Here is a 23,899-nt window from a genome sequence, read left to right as displayed (position 1 = left end):
CGCGCCGACGGCCGGCTCCCCGGGGGCCGCGTTCATGCCGCCGGCCGAGGCGCTCTGGGCCTGCGCGCCCCCCGCCCGCTCCGAGCGCCCGACCGCGCCGCCCTGGTGTCCGCCACCGCTGGGCGAGGCCGAGACGGTCGGCCCCGGCCTGGTCGGCGTCCCGGCCTGGCCGACCGGCGCCGTGCGGTGCTTCTCGTCCGCGCCCGGCCCGACCGACATGCACCCCGTCAGCCCCAGCCCGGCCACCGCCAGGACCGCCACCGCCCGGGCCGCCCCGGACCGGACCACCCGCGTCCGCTCCGCTCCGGCCCGCTCGGGTCCGCCTCGGTCCACCGCCGTCTCCCGCTCCGCCACCGCACGCATCGCCGCCACCGAGCTCCCTCTCCCGCCCCGCCCGGGCCGCCCACCACGCGCGCACGGCCACCCTTGCGGGTGCCCAACGCGCGCCCCCGGCGCACGGACACGGGTGGACGCACCGGGAGCACTCGAACGAGCGCCTGGCGGGCCCCCTTCGCTCGGGGGTTCGACGGAGGACCGGGAGGCAGGCGGCCCCGGGTCAGCCCCAGAGGGCCCCGGCCAGCCCGGCGCCCGCGTACACCGCCGCCAGGCCCGCCACGACGCTGCCCAGGACGTTCACCAGGGCGTACCGCCCGGCCCCGCCCTCGACCAGCCGCAGCGTCTCGTACGAGAACGTCGAGTACGTGGTCAGCGCGCCGCACAGCCCCGTCCCCAGCAGCAGCTGGACCTGCGAGGACGCGGCACCAGCCGCCACCGCCCCGGTCACCAGCCCGAGGACCAGGCAGCCGACCACGTTCACGGTGAAGGTCCCCCAGGGGAAGACCGAGTCATGCCGGGACTGCACGGCCCGGTCGGTCAGGTACCGCAGCGGCGCGCCGACCGCCGCCCCGAGCACCACCAGCAGCCAGTTCACGCCCCGCCCTGCCCTTCGGTGCCGGTCCCGTCGGAGCCGTCGGGCGGCCCCGCGTACCGGAGCACCTCGCACCGCTCCAGGGTCACCAGCCCCGCCGGCCGCAGCCCGTCCAGCTCGGGCAGGAAGGCCCGCACCCGCTCCTCGGTGTCCACGATCACCACCGCCACCGGCAGGTCCTCGCTCAGCGACAGCAGCCGCGCCGTGTGCACCAGCGAGGACGCTCCGAAGCCCTCGATCCCCCGGAACACGCTCGCCCCGGCCAGCCCGGCGGCCCGCGCCCGGTGCACGATCTCGCTGTACAGCGGGCGGTGGTGCCAGCGGTCGTTCTCGCCGACCAGCACGGTCAGCCGCAGCGCGGGCCCGCCCAGCCGGGGCGCCCCGGACTCCCCGGACTCCCCGGACTCCCCGGACGTTGCAGGCGCTCCGGCCGTCATGCCCGCACCCCGGTCCGCCGCAGCAGCCCGCGCGTCACCGCGGCCGCCGCCCAGACCGCCGCCAGCGCCGCCAGCAGCGTCAACGCCAGGTACCCCGCCGCCGGGCCGGGCCGCCCCTCCGCCACCAGCCGGCGGAAGTCCGCCGCGTACGTCGAGAAGGTCGTGAACCCGCCCAGCACACCGGTCCCGAAGAACGGCCGCACCAGCGGACGGACCGGACGCCCCTCGGTGATCACCACCAGGAAGACCCCGATCACGGCGCACCCCGCCACGTTCACCAGCAGGGTCGTCCACGGGAAGGCCGACGGGCCGGTCGGCCACAGCCGCCCCGCCCCGTACCTGGCCACCGCCCCCAGGGCCCCGCCGACCGCGACCACCGCCACCGCCGGCCCCTGCCCGCGCAGCACCGGCGGGCGTCGCCGCGCCCCCGGGCCGGGCACGGCACCGTCCGCCACCAAGTCCTCCGAAGTCGCCACAGCCCCATCAAACACCGGCGAACGACAGCGCCGACCGCCTGGCACACCGTCACCGCAGACCCGACAATGATCCGGTGGAGATGACCCCGGAAGACTTCGAGGTACTGGTCGCGGACGCGCTCGACCTGATCCCGCCGCAGCTCGCCGCGATGATGGACAACGTCGCCGTCTTCGTCGAGGACGAGCCCGACCCGGCCGACCCGGAACTCCTCGGCCTCTACGAGGGCACCCCGCTCACCGAGCGCGGCGAGTGGTACGCGGGCGTCCTCCCCGACCGGATCACCGTCTACCGGGGCCCGACCCTGCGCCTGTGCGAGGACCGCGAGCAGGTCGTCGAGGAGGTCCGCACCACGGTGATCCACGAGGTCGCCCACCACTTCGGCTTCGACGACCACGAGCTCGACGAGCTCGGCTGGTCCTGAAGCCCCGCCCCGGACCCCCGTCCCGAACCCCCCGGACGACCCGCCCGCCCACCTGGCCGAAACCCGTTTTGGCGATCGGCCCGACATCCCATATGCTTCTCGACGTCCCCGAACGCCGGAAACGGCGGGACAGGCCGCAAGCCCTCATCGTCTAGTGGCCCAGGACGCCGCCCTTTCAAGGCGGTAGCACGGGTTCGAATCCCGTTGGGGGCACGCAGTACCGTAGTACAGTGCAGTGAAGCAAGACCCAGTAAGACCTGGGTGGTTCGCCACCTTTAGGTCCCGTGGAGCAGTTGGTTAGCTCGCCACCCTGTCAAGGTGGAGGTCGCGGGTTCAAGTCCCGTCGGGATCGCTCGTCTCGCAAGAGGCGGTGCAGTACGGCCAGGTAGCTCAGTTGGTACGAGCGTCCGCCTGAAAAGCGGAAGGTCGCCGGTTCGACCCCGGCCCTGGCCACAACCAGGAGGCCCCCGCAGCGAATTCGCTGCGGGGGCCTTTTCGTGTCGTCAGTTGCCAATGGGCACAGCGGACGCGGTCGGTCCCTCACGCCGCCACCGACGGGTCCTCCAAGCACCGAGCCCCGGAGCACCGGAGCACCGGCCGATCGCCGCGGGAAAACCGAAAGGCCCGCACCGCGCGTGCGCGGTGCGGGCCCGGGGCCGACCGGCAGGGCCGGTCAGCGGGAAGTACTAGAGCGGACGAATGTTCTCCGCCTGCGGGCCCTTCTGGCCCTGCGTGACGTCGAACTCGACCTTCTGGCCCTCGAGCAGCTCGCGGAAGCCGTTGGCGTTGATGTTCGAGTAGTGGGCGAACACGTCCGGACCGCCACCCTCCTGCTCGATGAAGCCGAAGCCCTTTTCCGCGTTGAACCACTTCACAGTGCCGTTAGCCATTTAAAAATCCTTCGAATGGGACGTCCGAAACTCACAGGTCGCGAGTTTCGCGTCGCCGCGATGATGACCCACCCGGGAAAAAATGGCCGGGTAACAAAATACGCCTGCGGTCAGAACCAGCAGGCGCACACAAAGTTCATGGGAACCACAACTGCAACTATCACGACTGTAGCAGGGTCCGCACCCCAACGGGGGAGTTCTCCTCGGCGAGTTCGCCGGCGTGGCTCCGGCCTGCGGCGCCGCCGGGCAGTGGCGCCCGCCGGCGGGCCCCCGTGCGCCCGGGGTGCGCACCGCGGGCCGCCTCCGGCGGCCAAGATCCAAAATATCCGGCGGATCAAGCCACCCGCTCCGCCGAAATCAAGCGCATACTGGCCAGGATGACGAATTCAGCCGCGCCCCGGCGCCACCTCCCCACCAGCCCCTTCCGTCGGGCTCCGGCCCCGCCGCCGCCCAAGGTATTCGCTGTCGGAGACCGGGTGACGCACGACGAGTACGGCCTCGGCCGCGCCATCGGTGTCGAGGGCGAACTCGCCGTTCTGGTCGACTTCGGCTCACGAACGGAGCGGATCACTGCACCCTTCGCCAAGCTCTTCCGGCTGTGACCCCTGGCGCCCGGTCGACTCGCACGCCGACCGGCGCGAGGGCGGACAGCCCTCGACCCCGCCCATCAGAAGCATGAGGACGTGCGGCGCCGGTTGACGCCGGTGCCGACGCCGCCCCGCCCCGGAGAGCCCGCTCTCCGGGCCTTCCGCATGTCCGGGACCGGTGGCGGACTGCGCTGAGGAGCACTGCCCGGCAGACCCAGGAGACCGCGCGCATGAACCCGGAGCACTTCGCCCTCCTCGACGAAGCCCGCCGGAGCCGGCCCGACGGCACGAAGTACCACCGCCGCGAGGACATCGGGTTCGGCGAGACCCTGCACATCCCCGAGCCGTTCGGCTTCGACCTGGTCACGGGTGACCTGCTGCCGTACTGACCCGAAAACGGGTGGGCCGGGGAGGCGGGGGCCGCGATCATGGCGGGCATGGACTCCAGTTTTCTCGCGATCGACGAGGTGGCCGAGGTTCCGGCGGTCGCGGTCGTGGTCGATGTCATGCGTGCGTTCACCGTGGCCGCCTGGGCGTTCGAGCGGGGGGCCGAGAAGATCGTTCTGGCCGGGTCGCTGGACGAGGCGTTGGCGCTCAAGGCCCGGCGGCCGGGGTGGGTGGCGCTCAAGGACGGGGCGGCGGCGCCCGGGTTCGACGCCGTCAACTCGCCGGGACTGCTGCGGAACGTGGACCTCGGTGGGCGGACGGTGGTGCAGAAGACCACGGCCGGGACGGTCGGCGCGCTCGCGGTGAAGGACGCCCCGCTGGTGCTCTGCGCCGGCTTCGTGGTGGCGGGGGCGACGGCGCGGCTGTTGCGGGACCGGGGGTGCGGGAGCGTCACCTATGTGGTCACCGGCGAGGACGGGCGGGCCGAGGAGGACCTGGCGTGCGCCCAGTACATCGCCGGGAGGGCCGCCGGGGACGGGACGGACGCGGACGCGTACCTCCGCCGGGCTGCCGGGTCGCGGGCCGCCGCCGAGCTGGCGCAGGGGGTGCGTGAGGGGGCGCATCCCGACGACGTCGCGCTCTGCCTGGAACTCGACCGGTTCTCCTTCGCCATGGTGGCGTCCCAGGAGGGCTCGCTGACGGTGCTGCGGCCGGTCTCCGTGCCCGCCGCGCCCGCCGCGCCCTGACCACCACGCCGGCGGGCCCCGGGGAGCGAACTCCCCGGGGCCCGCCGGTCGGACCGGGGGAGCGGGCGGTCAGTTCTCCGCCCAGCCCTTCTTGCCGCCGATCAGGGAGCCGTCGGCCGCGTAGAGGCGGAGTTCGGCGGCGACGCCGCGCTTGGCGGCGCCGATCCAGCGGGCCTCGGAGTCGCCGAGGGACAGGATGGCGGGCTCGGCGGTGACGCCGTCGGCCCACTCGATCACGGCCCGGGCGACGCCCGGGGGCACCAGGCCGATGTCCACCTTGGGGACGGTGTACAGCGGGTCCTCGGTGCCGTTCTTGGCCTGGGCGCCGAGCCAGAAGTGGCCGAAGTCCTCCACCGGCGCGTGGTCCACGCGGTAGAAGCCCACCGGGCTCCCGGGCGGCGCGACGAAGGTCTCGTTGGAGCGCGCGAGCCGCTTGCCGTCCTGGATGTAGTAGAAGACCACGTGGTCCGCGTCCGGCGTCCCGTACTCGTTGAGGTAGCCGTCGGTGGGCGCGGGCCAGGGGGAGCCGGCGTCGGCGTCCTCCTGCCAGATCAGCCGGGCCTGCTCGCGGATCCGCTCCTTGCCGGGGGCCGGCCACAGGGCCGCCCAGACGCTCCAGGGCTTGCCGTCCTTGGTCCCGGCGAGCACCTGGATCCGGGTCGGGACGAGCGGGTCGCGGGGGGCGCCCGGGGTCGCGGCGGGCCCTCCGGCGGCCGGGGACAGCACCGTCGACACATTCGCGCTCGACGCCACGACCGCGGTGCCGCCGGCCCGTCCGCCGAGCCCGCCGACTCCCCCGTTCACCGCCGCCACGCCGCCGAGGGCGGCGACCAGGGCCAGCGCCATCGCCCCGCCCAGGGACGTCCGCCGCCGGACCACCCGCCGCCGGCCGCCGGCCAGCACCGCCCCGTAGGGCGCCGGGCCGGTCTCCATCGTCTCCACCAGCCCGGCCAGGGCCCGGGCCACCTCCTCGCTGCCCGCCACCCCGGTCGCCTGCGCCTCGTCGCGGTTCATGCCGCACCTCCGATGCTCGTCATGGTGATGAGTGAGGAGAGCTCGCGAAGCTTGGCGATGCCCTTCGACGCCTGGCTCTTGACCGTGCCCACCGAACAGCCCATGGCGGCGGCGGCCTGGGACTCGCTCAGGTCCTCCCAGTAGCGCAGCACCACCGCCTGCCGCTGGCCCGGCGGCAGGGTGCCGAGCGCCTCCAGCAGGGCGGCCCGCTCGTCCAGGCGGGCGAAGCCGTCCGGGCCGGTGCGGTCCGGCACGGCGTTGACCAGCTGCTCCGGGACCCTGCGCCGGAAGCGGCGGGCGTGCTCGTTGATGACGATCCGGCGCACGTAGGCGTACGGCTCGTCGGCCTTGGTGACCCTCCCCCAGGCGGCGTAGGTCCGCTCCAGTGCGGTCTGCACCACGTCCTCCGCGAGGTAGCGCTCCCCGGTCAGCAGGAACGCCGTTCGCATCAGACGTGGCCAGGCACCGGTCACGAACGCGTTGAACTCGGCGTCCCGCTCGGCCTTCTTGGCTCCCATGAGTACCTCCTCGTCCACCCAGAGCCCGTACCGGCCGCGAACCGTTGCCGGGGCGGTCCGCGAGGGCAGTCCGAACGGGCAGACGAGGAGGTCAGGAGCTTGGAGGCGAGAAGGCTACAGGGACCGGGCGGGTCAGCCGGCGGGCGGGATGTTGAAGTTGAGCCGGAAGAGGTTCCCCGGGTCGTACACCGCCTTGAGCTCGGTGAGCCGCCGGTGAACGGGCTCCGGGTAGGCGGTGCGCACGACGGCCGGGTCGGCGTCGTCCAGGCCGAAGAAGTTGGCGAGCGCGCCGCCGGTGGACCACGGGCGCAGCCGCTCGTGCAGGGCGGCGTGCGCGGTGCGCAGCCCCTCCAGCGGGACCGGGCCGATCATGCTGGTGGAGAAGGCCAGGTAGCCGGCGTCCCGGCCGCCGACGGCGTTCGGCACCGCGGGCTCGCGCGAGTAGGCGCCGCCCTGGAGCCGGAACTCCACGATCAGCGGGCTGTCGGCGTCCGGTCCGGCGAGTTCCAGGACGGCGTCCGCCGTCGCGGCGGTGAACTCGCGCAGGGCGGTGTTCCGGTCGTACGCGGGGTGCGCGAACGGCGGCTCGTGGTGGATCGTGCCGGCCTCGGTGAAGGGCAGCTCGCGGACGGTGTCGAGGAGCGGGGTGCCGAAGGCGCGCAGCGGCCGGACCCATTCCTCGCCCTGCTCGGCCGGGCCGCTCCAGGCGACCCGCAGCACGACGGCGTAGCGGCCGCGGATCGGCTCCGGTACGGCGTCGATGTCGGGGTAGCCGATCAGTTGGGCGGAGGTGGCGAGCTCCTCGGGGACGGTCCGGCTCCACTCGGCCCAGCCGTGCAGCGCGGCGGCGGCGGATTCGGCGGGGTAGTAGAGGCCGCCGCCGTAGAGGCCGGTGCAGGGGACGAGGTCGATCTCCATCGCGGTGACGATCCCGAAGTTGTCCTTGCCCCCGCGCAGGGCCCAGAACAGGTCGGGTTCGGTCGCGGGGCCGGTCTCGACCAGGCGGCCGTCGGCGGTGACGACCTCCAGTCGGCGGACGTGGTCGGCGGCGAAGCCGTGGCGGCGGCCGAGCAGGCCGATGCCGCCGCCGAGGGTGTAGCCGACGGCGCCGACGTCGGGGTTGGAGCCGCTCAGCGGGGCGAGGCCGTGCGGTGCGGCGGCGTCGAGCACCTGGCGCCAGCGGACGCCGGCGCCGACGGTGGCGGTCCGGGCGACCGGGTCGACGGTGACCTCGTCGAGGGCGGCGGTGTCGATCACCAGCTGGCCGTCGGTGGGGACGGAGATGCCGTGGCCGGTGGCGCGGACGGCGACGGCGAGGCCGTGCTCGGCGGCGTACCGGACGGCGGCGATCACATCGGCGGTGTCGGCGGCGGACACCACCAGCGCCGGGCGGTGGTCCAGCGCGAGGTTGTAGCCGGTCCGTCGGGCGTCGTACTCGTCGTCTCCCGGCCGGTGCACCGGCCCCTTGGTCTCGATCATGCGGGGAGGCTAACCCGCGCGGGGGCGGAGCAATCCCGTCCGTATCCGATCTCTGTCAGGTCGTCGGCGAACGGGTCCTGACGGACGGTCACGGATGCGGAACCCGGCCGCGACCTCCCCCCGGGGCCGCGGCCGGGCAGTCGTGGGCGCCGCGCCCGTGGGCGCTAGCGGCTGTCGCCGGAGGCGCGGGTCATGATCTCCAGGTTGTGGCCGTTCGGGTCCTCGAAGTAGGCGCCGCGGCCGCCGAACCAGTCGTTGACGCGACCGGCGTGGCGGTGGAACGGGTCGGCCCAGTAGGTGATCCCGCGGTCCTGGACCCGGCCGAGGATCTCGTCGAACTCCTCGTCGCCGACCAGGAAGGCGTAGTGCCCGGTGGGGACCGGCCCGTCGATCCGCATGACGTCCATCGCGACGTCGTTGGCGAGCCGGACGACGAGGAAGGGCTCGCTGCGCACGGGAGCGGCCAGACCGAGGATCTCGGTCAGGAAGCGCGCGGTCTCCTCGTCGTCCCGTGCCGGGACGATCGTGTGGTTCAGCTGAACGGCCATGGAACGCTTCCCTCCTGGGACTTCCGGACGTACCGACGAGCGTAGGACTTGAAGTCCGCTTCACGTCAAGCATGTCGTAAACTACACGATGTAGTGCACTGCAAGGAGGATTTCCCCGTGACCGAACAGCCCGCCCCGGCCGCGAGACCCGCCGCCCCGGACGGCACCCCGGACGCCGCCCCGGCCACCGGGCGCCGCGGCATGCCGGAGAAGCGGGTGGCGATCGCCCGCGCGGCCCGCACCGTGTTCGGCCGCGAGGGCTTCACCCGCACCAGCGTGGACGCCATCGCCGCCGAGGCCGGCGTCTCCAAGCGGACCATCTACAACCACTTCGCCGACAAGGAGCAGCTGTTCCGGTCGGTGATCCTGGAGGGCGCCTCCACGGTGGCCGCCACCCAGGCGAAGATCGCCGACCGCCATCTGCGGAAGATCGTCGACCTGCGCACCGACCTCATCGACTTCGGCCTGGAGCGGGTCGACTCGCTCACCACCTTCGCCGAGCACTGGGCGCTGGTCCGCACCATCGAGGCCGAGGCGCTGCACATCCGCCCGGCCGTGCTGGAGGCCTGGCAGGAGGCCGGCCCCCGGGAGACCCACCGGGTGCTGACGCACTGGATGGCCGAGTTCGCCGAGCGCGGGCTGCTGGTGGTGCCGGACCCGGCCGAGGCCGCCCGGATGCTCAACCTGCTGACCTTCCTCGCCGTCGCCCAGCCCACCTTCTACGGCGCACTGCCGATGCCGGCCGAGCGGATCGCCGAGGTCGTGGAGCACGGCGTGGCGGCGTTCCTCGCGGTGTACGGCGCACCGGCCTAGCCCGACCACCAGGGACAGCAGGACCAGCAGAACCACCAAGGCCGGCAGGACCACCACGACCGTCGGGGGGCACGGGAGATGGAACTCAGCTTCGTGGACGTCGGGCCGGACGGGCCCGCGCTGCTGCGGGACGTCGCACCGCTGCTGCTGGCGCTGCGCCCAGCGCTCGGGACGGACGGCTTCGCCGCGTTCGCGGCCGAGGCGCACGCCCAGGGGCTGGTGTTCACCGCCGCGTACGACGGGCGGCGGCGCTGCCTGGCGGTGGCCACCCACCGGGTGCTGGCCACCAGCCGGGGGCGGCTGTTCTTCGTCGACGACCTGGTGACCGCGCCGTCGGCCCGCTCGGCCGGGGTCGGCGGGCGGCTGTTCGCGGTGCTCCGGGAGCGGGCCGCGGCGGCCGGCTGCGTCCGGATCGAGCTGGACTCGGGGACGGCCAACCACGGCGCGCACCGCTTCTACCACGCGCACCGGATGGCGGTCACCGCGCTGCACTTCGGCCTCGAGCTCTAGGGACGGCGGGCCACCTCCTTAGCATCCGGCCGGTGGCCCCCGAACCGGTTCCGGGCGCGATGTGTCAGGTCCACGGCCGGACTTGACGGACCCGTCGGCACGCCTTTGACCCTCCCGCGGGCCGCCGCCCAGGATTCCGGCCATGGGAGAAAACACCGCAGAAAACGCCCCGCTTTTCCGTTCCCGGGCCGAGATCCGGATTTCCGCCACCCCCGACGAGATCTATTCGGTGATCAGCGACCTCCCGCGCTGCGGCGAGTGGAGCCCGGAATGCCAGGGCGGCAGCTGGATCTCCGGCGCGCCCGCCGAGGTCGGTTCGGTGTTCCGCGGCGAGAACCTGCGCAGCCCGGACGTGGTCGCCTGGGCGCCGGTGGTCCGCGGCACCTGGTACACCCACGCCGAGGTGGTCGCGGCCGAGCCCGGCCGGACCTTCCGCTGGGCCATGCGGGACACCGGCGGCCGCGCCCAGGACAGCGTCTGGGCCTTCGACGTGGCCCCCTCCGCGGAGCCGGACGCGGACCACAGCGTGCTGGTGCACCACTTCCGGATGGGCGCCGCCACCGAGGGCATCCGCGGCATCACCGCCGGGATGGACGAGGACGAGAAGCGCCGCTTCTTCGCCGAGTGGGGCGAGAAGGTCGCGGCCGACCTCGGGGTGACCCTGGAGCGGATCAAGCAGGTCGTCGAGAAGGACCGCTGAACCGGATCCCCCCCCCTGGAACTGAATCCGAAAAAGGCTCCTGGCACGAAGTCCCGGCGGCACATCCCCCGGGACGAAACCCCTGAAAGCACAGCGACCCTAATCCCACGAGAGGGCGGAACGGTGCTCCTTCAGCGCATTGCCAACCGGGGAATCCGACTGGGCACGCTCTTCGAGCGGGCCGCCGTCCGGAACGGCGCGAACGTGGTGATCCTCGACCACGACCTCGACATCGCCCCCGAGCTGGGCCGGCGGTCCACCGTCGCCGAGCTCGCCGACCTGGTCAACGACCACGCCTCCCGGCTGTGGGCCGCCGGGGTCCGGCCGGGCCGCCGGGTGGTGGTCCACAAGTCGAACAGTTTCGACATCACCCTGCTCGCCTGCGCCACGGCCCGGATCGGCGCCGTCCCGGTGCTGCTCTCGCCCTATCTGGACGGCGCGACCGTCGCCGAGCTGGTCCGCCGCACCGACGAGCCGTTCCTGGTCACCGACGCGGTCAAGCTCGCCAAGGACCTGCCGGCCGAGGTCTTCGAGCTGGCCGCCACCGTCCTGCTGGCCTCCGGCAGCCACCCCGGCGCGGTCGAGCTGGCCGCCCTGGCCGGCTCGCCCCGGGTCGCGCCGGTCACCGCGCCGCCGGACCACCCGACCCTGATCACCCACACCTCCGGCACCACCGGCACGCCCAAGCTGGCCGTGCACACCGGCCGCACCCTGGAGGCCCGCTACCGGCCGCAGGCGCTCGTCCTGCGCCCGGTGGTCCCGGGCCGGGAGACCATCGCCATCCATGTCTCCTTCGTCCACTCCCGGCTGATCACCGCGCTGGCGATCTCGCTGTTCCGCGGCTTCCCGATCCTGGTGCTGGCCCACTCGGAGCCCGGGCACGTGGCCGAGCTGTTCGCCCGGCTGCGCCCCGGGATCCTGGAGGCCCACCCCAACTCCTTCATGGAGTGGGAGGAACTCGCCGAGGACCCGCGCCGCCCGCTGGCCAACGTCAAGCTGTTCTCCTCGACCTTCGACGCGATCCACCCCCGCACCGTGCGGACCATGCTCGCCGCCTCCGCCCGCACCGCGCCGGTCTTCGGCCAGCTGTACGGGCAGAGCGAGGTCGGCCCGGCCGTGGTGCGCTCGTTCTCCCGGCGGCGCGGCGCGGACGCGGACGGCCGCTGCGTGGGCATGCCCTTCCCCGGCTTCACCGACGTCCGGGTGGTGAGCCGCAACGGCCGGCCGCCGTCGGCGGAGAACCCCGGGTACATCGAGGTCCGCAGCGACGGCCGGATCGTCACCTACCTCGGCGAGCAGGCCCGGTACGACCAGCAGGTCGAGGACGGCTGGTGGCGGATGGGCGACGTCGGCTACCGCACCCGCTGGGGCTGTGTGCACCTGCTGGACCGCGAGGTCGACCTGATCGAGGGCTTCGGCTCCACCCTGGCCGCCGAGGACGCGCTGTTCGCCCGCCTCCCCCAGCTCGCCGAGGTGGTGATCGTCCCCGGCGCGGACGGCCGGGCGGTGCCGGTGATCTGCACCAAGGACGACCTGCCGGTGGAACCGGCCGCCTGGCGGGCGGCCACGGCGGGCCTGCCGCCGATGGCCGATCCGGTGCAGTGGCGGCTGGGCGAGCTCCCGGCCACCGCCACCACCAAGATCAAGCGGCTGGAGCTGGCCCGCCGGCTGGCGGCCGCCGAGGACGACGGGCCGGTCCGGTGACGGCGCGCCACGACGCCCCGGCCACCGTCCTGGTGGCCGGCGGCGGGATCGGCGGGCTGGCCGCCGCGCTGGCCCTCGCCCGGGCCGGCCACCGGGCGGTGGTCCTGGAGCGGGCGCCGGAGTTCGCCGAGATCGGGGCGGGCATCCAGATCGCCCCGAACGGCATCCTCGCGCTGGAGCGGCTGGGCCTCGGCGACGCCGTCCGGGCGGCCGGGGTGCACATGGCCGAACTGCGCTTCATGGACGGCGTCACCGGCGAGCACGTCACCAGCCTGACCCTCACCGAGCGCTACCAGCAGCGGTTCGGCAACCCGTACGTGGTGGTGCACCGGGCCGAGCTGCACGGGCTGCTGCTGCGCGCCTGCCGGAACGAGCCGCGGATCGAGCTGCGCGCCGCGACCGCCGTCACCGGCTACCGGCAGGACGCCGGGGGCGCCACCGCGCTGCTGGCGGACGGCGGCTCGGTGCGCGGCGACGTGCTGCTCGGGGCGGACGGCATCCATTCGGCGGTCCGCGCCCAGTTGGTCGGCGACGGCGAGCCGCGGATCTCCGGGATCACCGTCTACCGGGCGGTGGTCCCGATGGAGCTGGTCCCCGAGGAGCTGCGGCTGCCCACCTCGGTGACCTGGTGGACCGGCCCGCACTGCCACTTCGTCCACTACCCGATCGCCGGCGGGGCGTTCCTCAACCTGGCCGCCTCCCGGGACAACGGCGCCACCGAGGCGCTCGCCGGGGTGGCGGTGGACGAGGAGCTGGTCGGGGAGCAGCTGGCCGGTCTGACCGCGCCGAACGCCCGGCGGCTGCTGGCGCTCGGCGAGGGCTGGCGCTCCTGGGTACTGGTGGACCGGGACCCGGTGCGGCGGTGGACGGACGGCCGGGTGGCGCTGCTGGGCGACGCCGCGCACCCGATGCTGCACTACGCGGCGCAGGGGGCCTGTCAGGCGCTGGAGGATGCCGTTCTGCTGGGCGAGTTGATGGTCGAGACCACTGAACTCACCGGCACCCTTGCCAGGTTCGCCTCCGAACGGCAGGCTCGTACGGCGGCGGTGCAGCGTGCCGCGCGGGAATCGATCCGGCTCTGGCACCCCGCGGGCGAGGCCGCGCGGACCAGGAACCGGCTGCTCGGAGCGCTCTCCGAGGGCGACTTGCACGAGCGGGTGGCCTGGATGCACGGCGTCAAGACCTTTTCATCATCGGATGATCACAACTACGATTTCGAGCCGTGGGCATGATCGACAGTCACCTCCAGATCTGCGTCATCGGCGCGGGTCCTCGCGGTCTATCGGTGCTGGAACGACTCTGCGCGAACGAACGGTCCAGCCCCTCCGGGGCCACCGTCACCGTGCACGTGGTGGACCCGGCACCCCCCGGAGCGGGCCGGGTCTGGCGCACCGACCAGTCCCGGCACCTCCTGATGAACACGGTGGCCTCGCAGATCACCGTGTACACCGACGACAGCGTCCGGATCGACGGGCCCGTCGAACCCGGTCCCAGCCTGTACGAATGGGCGAAGTCGCTTGCCCCCGAGGGCAGTCCCGACCGGGACCCGGACCCGGCCCGGAACGGACCGGGCGGCAACGAACCGGGCGGCAACGAACCAGGCGTCCACGAACCGGCCGGCCGGGGACCGGACGGGCACGGACCGGGCGCCCCCGGCCGGCAGCCGGACGGCCCCGACGGGGCGGCCCTGGCCGAGGCCGCCGCCCTCGGGCCGAACACCTACCCGACCCGCGCCTTCTACGGCCACTACCTGCACGCCGCCTTCCGCGCCGTGGTCGCCGCCGCCCCGCCGACCGTGACCGTCCGGGTGCACCGCTCCCGGGCGGTCGCGATGGCCGACGCGCACGGCTTCCCCGGCGGCCCGCAGGGCGTCCGGCTGGAGGACGGCACCCGGCTGAACCGGCTGGACGCCATCGTGCTCGCCCAGGGCCACCTCCCCGCCCGGCCCACCCCGCGCGAGGCCCGCACCGCCAGCCTGGCCAGGATCCACCACCTCGACTACATCACCCCCGCCAACCCCGCCGACGTCCACGTCACCGCCCGCCCGGGCCAGAGCGTCCTGCTGCGCGGCCTCGGCCTCAACTTCTTCGACCACATGGCCCTGTTCACGCTCGGCCGGGGCGGCCGGTTCGAGCAGACGGACGGCGGCCTGGTGTACCGGCCCTCCGGCGCCGAGCCCCGGCTGTACGCCACCTCGCGGCGCGGCATCCCGTACCACGCGCGCGGCGAGAACGAGAAGGGCGCGTACGGCCGCCACCTGCCCCGGCTGCTCACCACCGAGGTGGTCGCCGAGCTGCGGGAGCGCACCCGCCGGGGCGGTCCGGTGCGGTTCGCCACCGACCTCTGGCCGCTGGTCTCCCGCGAGGTGGAGGCCGTCTACTACGGCGCGCTGCTCACCGCCCGGGCCCGCGGCGCCGAGCGCGAGGCGTTCACCGACCGCTTCCTGACCGCCGAGGACCCGGCCGCCGTGCTCGACGAGCACGGCATCCCCGAGGCCGACCGCTGGAGCTGGGACCGGCTCTCCCGCCCCTACGCCGGGCGGGAGTTCACCGACCGCGCGGACTTCCGCGACTGGCTGCTCGAGCATCTGCGCCAGGACGTCGCCGAAGCCAGGGCCGGGAACCTCAGCGGCCCGCTCAAGGCCGCCCTGGACGTGCTGCGCGACCTGCGCAACGAGATCCGGATGGCGGTCGACCACAGCGGCATCGCGGGCGACTCCTACCGGGACGACCTCGACGGCTGGTACACCCCGCTGAACGCCTTCCTCTCCATCGGACCGCCGGTGGAGCGGATCGAGCAGCTGATCGCGTTGATCGAGGCCGGGGTGGTGGAACTCCTCGGCCCCGGCACCGAGATCCGGATCGACCCGGTCGACCCGGCCTTCGCCGCGCACTCCACCGCCGTGCCGGGCCCGACGGTCCGGGCCACCGTCCTGGTCGAGGCCCGGCTGCCGGAACCCGACCTGCGGCGCACCGACGACCCGCTGCTGCGGCACCTGCTGGACACCGAGCAGTGCGCCACCTACCGGATCCCCGGCCCCGCCGGGACGGGCTACCCCACCGGCGGCCTCGCCGTCACCGAGCGGCCCTACCGACTGCTGGACGGCCGCGGCCGGGCGCACCCGCGCCGCTTCGCGTACGGGGTGCCGACCGAGTCCGTGCACTGGGTCACCGCGGCGGGCATCCGGCCCGGCGTCGACTCGGTGACCCTCGGGGACTCCGACGCCATCGCCCGGGCGGTGCTGGCGCTCTCCCCCGCGCCCGAGTGGCCGACCGCCGCGGCCGGGTCCGCCGGCTCGGCGGAGTCCACCGGGGCGGCCGGGCCCGCCGGGCCCGTGGTGACGGCCGAGCCCAGCGGACCGGCGGTGTCCGCCGGGTCCACCGGGTCGGGGCGGTCCAACGGCTCCGTAGAGTCCGCCGGGTCAGCCGAGTCCGAACCGAGAGGCGTCGTCGTATGACCGCACACCCCAGCCCGCCGGCCCCGGCGGAGCCCGACACCGGCCTGCTCTCCCCCGTCCGGGCCGGCACCCCGGTCGAGGCGGCCGTGACCGACCGCGCCTGGCTCCAGGCCATGCTGGACGCCGAAGCGGCCCTGGCCCGTGCCCAGGCCGGCCTGGGCACGGTGCCGCCCGCCGCGGCCGCCGCGATCACCCGGGCCGCCCGGGCCGAGCGGTTCGACGTCCGCGAGCTGGCCCTGGCCTGCCGGGAGACCGCCAACCCGGTGGTCGGCCTGGTCCAGGCGCTGACCCGGGCGGTGGCCGCCGAGGACCCGGCCGCCGCCGAGTACGTGCACCGCGGCTCGACCAGCCAGGACATCCTGGACACCGGCGCCATGCTGGTCGCCGCCCGGGCCCTCACCCTGATCCGCGCCGACCTCGGCCGCACCGCCGACGCGCTCGCCGGCCTCGCCGCCGAGCACCGGGACACCGTGCTCGCCGGGCGCACCCTCGCCCTGCACGCGGTGCCCACCACCTTCGGCCTCAAGGCGGCCGGCTGGCGCCGACTGGTGCTGGACGCCGACCGCCGGCTCGCCGCCGTCCTCGCGGACGGGCTGCCGGTCTCGCTGGGCGGCGCCGCCGGCACCCTGGCCGGCTACCTCGAGTACGCCCGGCTGGACGGCCCCGACCCGGAGGTGGACGCCGGCGCCTACCTGGACCGGCTGCTGGACGCCTTCGCCGCCGAGACCGGGCTCGCCCGGCCGGACCTGCCCTGGCACGCGCTGCGCACCCCGATGGCCGACCTGGCCGCCGCGCTGGCCTTCACCGCCGGCGCGCTCGGCAAGATCGCGGTGGACGTGCAGTCACTGACCCGCACCGAGGTCGGCGAGGTGGTCGAACCGGCGGTGGCCGGACGCGGCGCCTCCTCCGCGATGCCGCACAAGCGCAACCCGGTGCTGGCCACACTGCTGCGCAGCGCCGCCCTCCAGGTCCCGGTGCTCGCCGCCGGACTGACCCAGTGCCTGGTGACCGAGGACGAGCGCTCGGGCGGCGCCTGGCACGCCGAGTGGCTGCTGCTGCGCGAGTGCCTGCGGCTGGCCGGCGGCGCCGCGCACACCTCGGTCGAGCTGGCCGAGGGGCTGGTGGTCCGGCCGGAGCGGATGCGGGCCAACCTGGAGCTCACCGGCGGCCAGCTGGTCTCCGAGCGGATCGCCGCCCGACTGGCGCCGAAGCTCGGCAAGGCGGTGGCCCGGCAGCTGCTCACCGAGGCCTCGCTGACCGCCGACCGGGAGGGCCGGCCGCTGGCCGAGGTGCTCGCCGAACAGAACGGGCTGGAGGGGCACTTCACCGCCGCGGAGATCGCGGAGCTGTGCGACCCGGCCGGGTACACCGGCATGGCCGGCGCCCTGGTGGACCGGGCGCTGCGGCACTGAGCGAGCCCGGGAGAACGGAGCGGGGACCTCGCGGGCACAGGCCCGCGAGGTCCCCGTCCGGGCCGGCCCCGGATCAGCGCCGGTCCGGCCGCTGCTTCAGTCCCGGATGACGGTCTTGGTCCGCATCAGGAACTCCCCCAGGTAGCCGTCGTGCGGCACCCCGGGCCGGATCCAGTACGTCGGGTGGTCGCCCCGGTAGACGTTGCTGATGCTCGGCTCCCGGAGCAGCCGGTCGAACAGCGCGTCGTCCCCGGTGAGCGCGGTCAGCACCAGCGAGTTCCGCAGCGGCGCCACCCCCGCCTCCGGCGTCCACGGCGCCACCCAGACGCAGGGGAAGGCGAGTTCGACGCCGGTCTGGTCGGCGTCCGGCCGGTCCAGCTGGTGCACGGCCGGGCGCAGCACCGCGCTGCCGTCGCCGAGTTCGGCCACCACGCCGTCCCCGCCGAGCCAGGCCCTGGTGCCGGCCGCCCGGCGCAGCAGGTACGCCTCGATCGCCCGGGCCTCGGCCACCGGCTGGACCGAGAGCACCGCCTTCTCGTCCTCCGGCGGCAGGCTCGGGATCCCGGCCAGCCGCTCCGCGATCGCCCGGGCCAGCGGCGCCGGGTCGCCCTCGACCAGCACGGCGGTGGCGTTGATGCAGGCCACGCCGCCCTGGTGGGCGATCGAGTCGACGATGGTGTCCAGGTGCTCGCGCCAGTCGGTGTCCCGGGTGACCAGGATCTTGGACCGGCCGGGGCCCTGCGGCAGCACGGTGCTGCCCGCGTACTTGCGGACCACCTCGTCGCCGCCGTAGACCATGCCCAGGTCGGCGCCGGCCAGGATCTCGTCCGCGGCCTCGTGGTCGGTGGGCAGCAGCATCACCTGGTCGGCGGCGAAGCCCGCCAGCCGCAGCGCGGTGACCAGCCGGTGCGGGGTGAGCGGCTCACGGCGGGAGGGGCGGACGGCGACCCGGTAGCCGAGTGCCAGCGCCTCCAGCCAGAGCCCGTGCGGGCCGGGGTGGTTGCCGGCCGCGTGGACGGCGAAGACCTCGCCGCGACGGGTCCAGACGGCGCTGCCGTCGAGGGTGGCGCCGTCCCGCCAGTCGCTCACCGCGCCGGCCGGGCGGGCCCGGTAGGCGGACCAGCCGGCCTTCTCGGCCGAGTCGGCGATGGCCCGGGTGGCGTCCCGGACGACCGTGATCGGCACCCCGGAGACCCGGGCCACGGCGCGCTCGTAGGACGGGAAGTCCAGGCCGTCGATGGTCTCCGAGGTGAAGATCCGGCCGGCCCGGGCCAGCGCGGCGAAGCGCTCCTCGGCCGGCAGCGACTCGGCCGCGTGCAGGGCGCGCATCGCCCGGGTGACGAACAGCTTCGGGACGAGGCTGAGTTCGGCGAACGGCGCGCCGGTGACGTCGGTCACCTCGGTGCGGCGCCGGGCCCGGAACGGCTCGCCGGGGCCGAGCGCGTCCAGTTGGAGCAGCGGCTGCTGCGCGGGCGGCTCGGAATGTGCGGGCGGCTGCGCGGGCTGCGTCATCAGTACACCCCCTCGATCACGGTCTCGTTGTCGAACTCCTGGACCGGGGCGATGTCCGCCACCGCGTCGCCGAGGTGCCCGGGCAGCGCGGCGATCCGGGTGCCGTGGTCGCGCTCCAGGTTGTTGGGCATCAGCAGGCTCTTGGACACGTGGTGCATGACCACCTGCCCGCGCTCGCCGTACTCCACCGTCCGCCCGGTCTCCGGGTCGATCACGCCGAAGCTCATGTACGGCGAGTACGGGTCGTAGACGCAGGGGTCGTCGTCGGTCAGCCCGTGCCGCTCGCTGGCGTTGCCGAGGATCATGGTCGAGCCGTAGCCGCTGTAGAGCACGGCGTTCGGGAAGACCTCGGTGCGGTAGAGGTGGCGGGTGTCCGGGTCCATCTGGGTGCCGACCCAGTTGATCGCCCGGATCTTCTCGCCGACCAGCTTGGCGAGGCCGTCGCGGCGGGCGATCCGCTCCAGCACCGGCGGGGTGCACATCAACACGCCGATGTCCTGGGTCTCCAGCAGGTACGCGACCTGGTCGACGATGTGCTCGGCGTACGCGCCGGCCTCGGCGCCCTTGCCGTCGGCGATCAGCCGCTTCACCCAGCGCGGGTCGAGGTCGACGGTGAAGGACAGGCCGCCGCGGTAGGCGGTCTGGGCCTTGATCACGTCGCCGACCATGTGCGGGCCGGTGGGGGCGACCACCAGCCAGTTGACGCCCTGCGGCACGCCGTGGCCGTCCAGTTGGGCGCTGGACCAACCGAGCAGCCGGTCCAGCCAGTCGCGCAGCAGCACGATCCGCTTGGGCGCGCCGGTGGTGCCGCCGCTCTCGTAGACGCCGACCACCTCGGGGCGGTCGCCGTAGCCGCGCGGGATCAGGTCCTCGACCCGGGCGGTGCGCAGTTCGCCGGCGAGGTTGGGGAACTTGGCGAGGTCGGCGTGGGTGCGGACCTCGGTGAGCGGGTCGAAGCCGAGGCCCGCGGCCCGGGCCAGCCAGAACGGCGAGCCGGTCTCCGGCGAGAAGTGCCAGCGCATCGCGGCGCGCAGGTACTCGTCGGGGTCCGGCACGGCGTCGAACGGCAGGTCGAGCAGCGGGTCGGCGGCGGGGTTGGCTGCAGCAGGCACAGCGGTCCTTCCTCGGGTCAGCGGGCGGTGCCGGGCGGGTTGTCGATCGCGTAGCGCCAGCGGCCGTCGGCGCCGCGCCGGGCGACGTCGGTGGCCGTGCCCTCGTCGCGGAGCGGACCGTCCGGGCCCTCGCCCTCGATCAGGTAGTCCCCGATCAGCAGCGCGAGGTCGCCGGCCACGTAGCACTGCCGGACCTCGATCCGGATCGGCAGGCCGAAGGCGAGGAAGCGGCCGGTGGCGGCGCGCCGCTCGTCGCCGGTCACCACCTCGCCGGGCGCGTTGACGAAGACGGCGCCGGGCTCGAAGAGCCGCTCCACGGCCTGCGCGTCACCGGCGTTGAAGGCCGCGGCGAAGACCAGCGGCAGTTGGGCCGGGTCGGTGGGCGGCAGGCCGGCGTCCGGACCGGTTCCGGTCGTGGTAGTGGTCATGGCGGAGCTCATCCCGTCTGGACGGCGGCGGTGACCCCGCCGGACGGCTGGTCGGGCAGCCGGTCGAGGCTGAACCCGAAGTGGGTCTTGTACGCCTCCAGGACGGCGTCGTCGGTGCCGAACTCCTGGGTGCCGCGCTCGCCGCCGGCCACCGTGGAGAGCTGGTTGCCCTTGAGGGTGATCCGGCCGTCCTCGGTCCGCAGCGAGCAGAACACGTCCTGCAGGAAGGGGGATTCGGGCGCGGTGCGGTACCACCAGAGGGTCGGGCGGAAGTCCTCGATCCGCACCGGGCGGTCCTCCAGCCGGTACAGCGGCTTGCCGTTGAGGAACACGTCGAAGCCGCCGCCCTCGACGTCGGCCAGCCGGTACTCGCCGTCCGGGTCCTGCTGGACCTCGCGCGAGGCCAGCCGCAGCGGGTGCCGGCTGTTGCGACCGAAGCCGGTGTCGACCAGCCACTGCTCGCCGTCGACGGTGACCCGCAGGGCGAGGTGGCACAGGGCCGCGCCGAGGGTGCCGCCGGGGCGGTGGACCCGGCCGGGGAGGATCTCCACCTGGTAGCCGAGGGCGGTGAGCAGGAACGAGAGGGCCGGGTTGACCTCGTAGCAGCCGCCGCCGCGGCGCTGCCGGACGATCTTGTCGAGGACCTGCTCGTCCATGTGGATGGGCTCGTCGAGGTGGTAGCCGAGGTTCTCGAACGGCACGGACAGCACTTGCCGTTCCTGGAGGTGGGTGAGCGCGGCGAGGTCGGCCCGCTCGGGCCGTTCGGCGCCGATCCGGGCGAGGTACGCGTCCACCATGGCGTCGTCCAGCACGGTGATCTCCTCTTGTCGGGTTCCGGTGGTCCGGTGCTGCGGTGGTTCGGTGGTCCGGTGCTGCGGTACTGCCGTGGTCAGGTGTTGCGGTGTTGCGGTGGTCCGGTGCTGCCGCCGGGTTTTCCGGCTCCGGTAATCCTTTTCCGGATGGAACGGTTGTGGGACGTGTACAACCCGTCAGGGGAATTCGGGAGCCCCGGGCGCTATTCGAACGGAGTCCGGCAATCCGAGCGCGTGAGCGATCAGATCACCGGTGATCCGGACTCCGCCGAGGGTGAGCACCGACTCGGCGTGGAACTGCACCGAGGCGAAGCCCGGCCCGCGCAGCGCGTGCACCTCGCCGGTCGCGGCGTCCCCGGCGACCCGGACCGCGCCGCCGCCGGGCGCCTCGAACTCCGCCGGCCCGCCCGGGCAGGCGTCCCACACCGCGGCGAAGGTGTTGTAGAAGCCGACCCGCTCGGCGGCACCGAACAGGTCGACCGAGCGCTGCACCCCCTGGTTGGGCACCGCGCGGCGGACCAGCGGCAGCCCCAGCTCGGCGGAGAGCACCTGGTGGCTCAGGCAGACCGCCAGGAACGGCCGCCGCGCGTCCAGCAACTCCCTTGCCGCCGTGCGCAGATGGGCGATCTTCGGATGGGAGGTGTCGCGCGGGTCGCCCGGACCGGGCCCGAGCACCACCAGGTCGGCCCCCTCGCGCGAGTACGGCTCGTCGAACCGCCGCACCACGACCTCCGGGCCGAGCGCCCGCAGTTGGTGGCCGATCATCGCGGTGAAGGTGTCCTCGGCGTCCACCACCAGCACCCGCAGGCCCGCCAGTTCGGGGCGCGGACGGGCCCGTCCGGACACCTCGGCGAGCCAGAAGCCGGACAGGTCCCGGTTGCGCCCGGCCAGGGCCGCCCGCACCTCGGGGTGCGCGGCGAACCCGCCCCGGCGGCCGTCCACCGGGGTGGACGACCCGGCCGCCCCGGCCCCGCTCGCGGCGAGCAGCCCGGCCGCCTTGGCGCCGGTCTCGGCCACCTCGGAGCGCGGGTCCGAGTGCCGCACCAGGGTCGCCCCCACCCCGATCCCCAGCCGGCCGGTGGCCGGGTCGATGTCGGCGGTGCGGATCAGGATCCCGGAGTCCAGGGAGCGCCCGCCGGCCGTGTCCCGGCCGATCAGCGCGGCCACCCCGCTGTAGTAACCCCGGCCCCCGGGCTCGTACTTGGCGATCACCCGGGCGGCGGACTCCAGCGGGCTGCCGGTGACGGTGGGCGCGAACAGGGTCTCGCGCAGCACCTCGCGCGGGTCCCGGGTGGTCCGGCCCTCGATGAAGTACTCGGTGTGCGCGAGCCGGGCCATCTCCTTGAGGTACGGGCCGACCACCCGGCCGCCGCCCGGGCAGATCCGGGCCATCATCTTGAGTTCCTCGTCGAGCACCATGCAGAGCTCGTCGGTCTCCTTGCGGTCCGCCAGGAACTCCAGCAGCCCGTCCAGCTCCGGCCCCTGCTCCGGGTAGCGGTAGGTGCCGCTGATCGGGTTCATCACCGCCCGCCCGCCGTGCACGCTGATGTGCCGCTCGGGCGTGGCGCCGACCAGGGTCCGCTCCCCGGTGTGCACCAGGAAGGTCCAGTAGGCGCCGGTCTCCCGCTGGAGCAGCCGGCGGAACAGGGTGAGCGCGGCGGCGGTGGTGTCCCCGCCGACGGCGGCGACGAAGGAGCGTTTGAGCACGAAGTTGGCGCCGGTGCCCTCCCCGATCTCCTCGGCGAGCACCCGGCGCACGGTCTGCGCGTACTCCTCGTCGCCGATGTCGAAGGCGCCGCCGGTCAGGTCGACCGGGCCGTCGGGGAGGCGGTCGAGCAGCTCGGCGAGCGGGAGCTCGGACTGCTCGGTGACGGTCAGCGCGAGCAGCGGGGTGCCGTCGTCCGGCGCCTCGAAGCCGCGCTCGGCGATCTGCCGGTAGGGGACCAGGACGAGCAGCTCGTGCCGCTCGCCGCCGGGCCGTTCGCCACCGGAGGGCGGGGCCGCCGCCGGCAGGTCGGCCAGTGGCAGATCGGCCAGCGTGGCAGGCGCCGACACCTCGCCGAGCAGCAGCTCGACGACCCCCGGGCCGGTGGCCTCGGGCCGGTGCAGCAGCGCGAACGCGGGCGGCCGGGCGGCCAGCACCCGGCCCAGCGGGTCCAGCGGGTCCAGCGGGTCCAGCGGGTCCAGCGGGGAAGGGGTCGCGTCACGCACCGAGCCCGGCACCCCCGTCCACCGTGAGGTCGTGCAGGGTGATGTGACCCGCCTCGTCGGACAGCAGGAAGGCGACGGCGTACGCGACGTCCTCGGGCCGGGCCAGCTTGCCGAGCGGGATGCCGACCTTGAAGGCGGAGGGCACCCCGGCGACGGTGGCGGCCCGGCCGTCGACGCCGTCGGCCCACATCCCGCTGAGCATCGGGGTGTCGGTGGAGCCGGGCGCGACCACGTTGCAGCGGATCCCGTAGCGGGCGACCTCCAGGCCGAGGCTCTTGGTGAAGTGGGTGGCCGCCGCCTTGGAGGCCGCGTAGGCGGCCATCTCGGCGCGTGGGGTGAGGCCCGCGTTGGAGGCGACCGTGACGATCGCGCCCCGCCGGCGCGGGATCATCCGGTGGACCACCGCCCGGGAGACCCGGAAGACGCCCTCCGCGTTGATCGCGAAGGTGGTCCGCCAGTCCTCGTCGGTGAGGTCGCGGACCTCGCCGAGCCGCAGCACACCGGCGTTGTTGACCAGGTGGTCGATCGGGCCGAGCTCCCGCTCGGCGGTGTCGACGGCGGCCTCGACCGAGGCGCTGTCGGTGACGTCGGCGGGGACGGCCGCGACCGTGAGGCCCTCGGCGGCCAGCTTGCCGGTGAGTTCGGCGAGGCGGTCGGCGTCCCGGTCCACGGCCGCGACCAGCGCGCCGCGAACGGCCAGCAGCCGGACCACGGCGGCGCCGATGCCGCCCGCCGCGCCGGTGACCAGTGTCACCTTGTTTCTCATGTGCGGACCTCCCTGGGGGACGCGGACCAA

Annotated in this window: 25 protein-coding genes, 3 tRNA genes and 1 pseudogene; 14 read left to right on the top strand and 15 right to left on the bottom strand. The window is 74.4% G+C overall.

The annotated features are described in order from the left end of the window. The 4 genes and pseudogenes from BI06_RS50515 to crcB (BI06_RS10500) form a co-directional block, all read right to left on the bottom strand. Nucleotides 1-372 (bottom strand): annotated as a pseudogene (locus BI06_RS50515) (hypothetical protein); the annotation flags it as partial. 184 nt (nt 373-556) lie between these two features. After that, complete coding sequence (gene crcB, locus BI06_RS10510; RefSeq protein WP_043467166.1) at nt 557-931, bottom strand: fluoride efflux transporter CrcB; 375 nt, start codon at nt 929-931, stop codon at nt 557-559. Next, nucleotides 928-1,365 carry a DUF190 domain-containing protein gene (locus tag BI06_RS10505; protein WP_082558400.1) on the bottom strand — a complete coding sequence of 146 codons (438 nt, stop codon included), beginning with the start codon at nt 1,363-1,365 and terminating at the stop codon, nt 928-930. Before BI06_RS10505 ends, crcB (BI06_RS10510) begins: the two co-directional genes overlap by 4 nt. Continuing rightward, nucleotides 1,362-1,841 carry a fluoride efflux transporter CrcB gene (crcB, locus tag BI06_RS10500; RefSeq protein WP_078880589.1) on the bottom strand — a complete coding sequence of 160 codons (480 nt, stop codon included), beginning with the start codon at nt 1,839-1,841 and terminating at the stop codon, nt 1,362-1,364. Before crcB (BI06_RS10500) ends, BI06_RS10505 begins: the two co-directional genes overlap by 4 nt. Nucleotides 1,842-1,921: 80 nt before the next feature. Between crcB (BI06_RS10500) and BI06_RS10495 the strand changes: the two genes are divergently transcribed. The 4 genes from BI06_RS10495 (at nt 1,922) to BI06_RS10480 (ending at nt 2,716) form a co-directional block, all read left to right on the top strand. Next, nucleotides 1,922-2,263 (top strand): metallopeptidase family protein, encoded by a 342-nt coding sequence (locus BI06_RS10495; protein WP_030397761.1) that lies wholly within the window; start codon nt 1,922-1,924, stop codon nt 2,261-2,263. Nucleotides 2,264-2,403: 140 nt separating this feature from the next. Next, nucleotides 2,404-2,476: transfer RNA gene (locus BI06_RS10490), tRNA-Glu, on the top strand. Nucleotides 2,477-2,541: 65 nt separating this feature from the next. Further along, nucleotides 2,542-2,615, top strand: a tRNA-Asp gene (locus tag BI06_RS10485). A 27-nt stretch (nt 2,616-2,642) separates the two neighbouring features. Continuing rightward, a tRNA-Phe gene (locus tag BI06_RS10480) sits at nt 2,643-2,716 on the top strand. A gap of 233 nt (nt 2,717-2,949) precedes the next feature. On the opposite strand, the gene BI06_RS10475 is transcribed toward BI06_RS10480, so the two are convergent. After that, nucleotides 2,950-3,153: a cold-shock protein gene (locus tag BI06_RS10475; RefSeq protein ID WP_030918248.1), complete on the bottom strand. Its 204-nt coding sequence runs from the start codon at nt 3,151-3,153 to the stop codon at nt 2,950-2,952. Between the two features lie 377 nt (nt 3,154-3,530). Between BI06_RS10475 and BI06_RS10470 the strand changes: the two genes are divergently transcribed. The 3 genes from BI06_RS10470 to BI06_RS10465 all read left to right on the top strand — a co-directional run bounded on the left by BI06_RS10470 (nt 3,531) and on the right by BI06_RS10465 (nt 4,873). After that, a complete protein-coding gene (locus BI06_RS10470; RefSeq protein WP_030392229.1) occupies nt 3,531-3,755 on the top strand; it encodes a hypothetical protein in 225 nt (74 codons plus the stop codon). A gap of 215 nt (nt 3,756-3,970) precedes the next feature. Continuing rightward, on the top strand, nt 3,971-4,129 hold the full coding sequence (locus tag BI06_RS47935; RefSeq protein ID WP_199523266.1) for a hypothetical protein: 159 nt from the start codon (nt 3,971-3,973) through the stop codon (nt 4,127-4,129). A gap of 48 nt (nt 4,130-4,177) precedes the next feature. Then, the gene (locus BI06_RS10465; RefSeq protein WP_043467664.1) at nt 4,178-4,873 is read left to right on the top strand and encodes a 2-phosphosulfolactate phosphatase; all 696 of its coding nucleotides are present in this window, start codon (nt 4,178-4,180) and stop codon (nt 4,871-4,873) included. A 69-nt stretch (nt 4,874-4,942) separates the two neighbouring features. Here BI06_RS10465 and BI06_RS10460 read toward each other — a convergent pair whose 3' ends face one another. The 4 genes from BI06_RS10460 to BI06_RS10445 form a co-directional block, all read right to left on the bottom strand. Further along, the gene (locus BI06_RS10460; RefSeq protein ID WP_043467159.1) at nt 4,943-5,887 is read right to left on the bottom strand and encodes a hypothetical protein; all 945 of its coding nucleotides are present in this window, start codon (nt 5,885-5,887) and stop codon (nt 4,943-4,945) included. After that, nucleotides 5,884-6,405, bottom strand: coding sequence for a SigE family RNA polymerase sigma factor (locus BI06_RS10455; protein WP_030392232.1), 522 nt, complete (start codon nt 6,403-6,405; stop codon nt 5,884-5,886). Before BI06_RS10455 ends, BI06_RS10460 begins: the two co-directional genes overlap by 4 nt. Nucleotides 6,406-6,537: 132 nt before the next feature. Beyond that, nucleotides 6,538-7,884, bottom strand: coding sequence for an FAD-binding oxidoreductase (locus tag BI06_RS10450; protein WP_030392233.1), 1,347 nt, complete (start codon nt 7,882-7,884; stop codon nt 6,538-6,540). 164 nt (nt 7,885-8,048) lie between these two features. Continuing rightward, nucleotides 8,049-8,432 carry a VOC family protein gene (locus BI06_RS10445; RefSeq protein ID WP_043467156.1) on the bottom strand — a complete coding sequence of 128 codons (384 nt, stop codon included), beginning with the start codon at nt 8,430-8,432 and terminating at the stop codon, nt 8,049-8,051. Between the two features lie 117 nt (nt 8,433-8,549). Here BI06_RS10445 and BI06_RS10440 point away from each other — a divergent pair, with 117 nt between their 5' ends. The 7 genes from BI06_RS10440 (at nt 8,550) to pcaB (ending at nt 17,028) form a co-directional block, all read left to right on the top strand. Beyond that, complete coding sequence (locus BI06_RS10440) at nt 8,550-9,245, top strand: TetR/AcrR family transcriptional regulator (RefSeq protein ID WP_233290089.1); 696 nt, start codon at nt 8,550-8,552, stop codon at nt 9,243-9,245. Nucleotides 9,246-9,323: 78 nt separating this feature from the next. Continuing rightward, entirely contained in the window at nt 9,324-9,755 is a 432-nt protein-coding gene (locus tag BI06_RS10435) for a GNAT family N-acetyltransferase (protein ID WP_030392236.1), read from the top strand. Between the two features lie 142 nt (nt 9,756-9,897). Beyond that, the gene (locus BI06_RS10430) at nt 9,898-10,455 is read left to right on the top strand and encodes an SRPBCC family protein (RefSeq protein ID WP_043467154.1); all 558 of its coding nucleotides are present in this window, start codon (nt 9,898-9,900) and stop codon (nt 10,453-10,455) included. A gap of 123 nt (nt 10,456-10,578) precedes the next feature. After that, nucleotides 10,579-12,159 carry a class I adenylate-forming enzyme family protein gene (locus tag BI06_RS10425; RefSeq protein ID WP_043467151.1) on the top strand — a complete coding sequence of 527 codons (1,581 nt, stop codon included), beginning with the start codon at nt 10,579-10,581 and terminating at the stop codon, nt 12,157-12,159. Beyond that, a complete protein-coding gene (locus tag BI06_RS10420) occupies nt 12,156-13,391 on the top strand; it encodes an FAD-dependent monooxygenase (RefSeq protein WP_043467148.1) in 1,236 nt (411 codons plus the stop codon). Before BI06_RS10425 ends, BI06_RS10420 begins: the two co-directional genes overlap by 4 nt. After that, complete coding sequence (locus tag BI06_RS10415; RefSeq protein WP_082558430.1) at nt 13,388-15,616, top strand: FAD/NAD(P)-binding protein; 2,229 nt, start codon at nt 13,388-13,390, stop codon at nt 15,614-15,616. Before BI06_RS10420 ends, BI06_RS10415 begins: the two co-directional genes overlap by 4 nt. Beyond that, nucleotides 15,613-17,028: a 3-carboxy-cis,cis-muconate cycloisomerase gene (gene pcaB / locus BI06_RS10410; protein ID WP_043467145.1), complete on the top strand. Its 1,416-nt coding sequence runs from the start codon at nt 15,613-15,615 to the stop codon at nt 17,026-17,028. Before BI06_RS10415 ends, pcaB begins: the two co-directional genes overlap by 4 nt. A gap of 96 nt (nt 17,029-17,124) precedes the next feature. Here the strand turns inward: pcaB and BI06_RS10405 are convergent, their stop codons facing one another. From BI06_RS10405 to BI06_RS10380, 6 genes are all read right to left on the bottom strand, one after another. Beyond that, nucleotides 17,125-18,540, bottom strand: coding sequence for an aldehyde dehydrogenase family protein (locus BI06_RS10405; RefSeq protein WP_051740622.1), 1,416 nt, complete (start codon nt 18,538-18,540; stop codon nt 17,125-17,127). Next, nucleotides 18,540-19,652 (bottom strand): AMP-binding protein, encoded by a 1,113-nt coding sequence (locus tag BI06_RS10400; protein WP_030392243.1) that lies wholly within the window; start codon nt 19,650-19,652, stop codon nt 18,540-18,542. Before BI06_RS10400 ends, BI06_RS10405 begins: the two co-directional genes overlap by 1 nt. Nucleotides 19,653-19,669: 17 nt before the next feature. After that, nucleotides 19,670-20,080, bottom strand: coding sequence for a DUF4440 domain-containing protein (locus BI06_RS10395; RefSeq protein WP_043467142.1), 411 nt, complete (start codon nt 20,078-20,080; stop codon nt 19,670-19,672). Between the two features lie 8 nt (nt 20,081-20,088). After that, nucleotides 20,089-20,892 carry an arylamine N-acetyltransferase gene (locus BI06_RS10390; protein ID WP_030392245.1) on the bottom strand — a complete coding sequence of 268 codons (804 nt, stop codon included), beginning with the start codon at nt 20,890-20,892 and terminating at the stop codon, nt 20,089-20,091. 177 nt (nt 20,893-21,069) lie between these two features. Then, nucleotides 21,070-23,103, bottom strand: a complete 2,034-nt coding sequence (locus tag BI06_RS10385; RefSeq protein WP_369826086.1) for an anthranilate synthase family protein — start codon at nt 23,101-23,103, stop codon at nt 21,070-21,072. Then, nucleotides 23,096-23,869, bottom strand: coding sequence for a 2,3-dihydro-2,3-dihydroxybenzoate dehydrogenase (locus tag BI06_RS10380; RefSeq protein ID WP_030392247.1), 774 nt, complete (start codon nt 23,867-23,869; stop codon nt 23,096-23,098). The genes BI06_RS10385 and BI06_RS10380 overlap by 8 nt, the downstream gene beginning before the upstream one ends. Between the last annotated feature and the right edge of the window lie 30 nt (nt 23,870-23,899).

Origin of the sequence: Kitasatospora sp. MBT66 (assembly GCF_000710405.2) — a bacterium.
Lineage (GTDB): Bacteria > Actinomycetota > Actinomycetes > Streptomycetales > Streptomycetaceae > Kitasatospora > Kitasatospora purpeofusca.
This window is presented reverse-complemented; position numbering and strand designations above follow the sequence as displayed.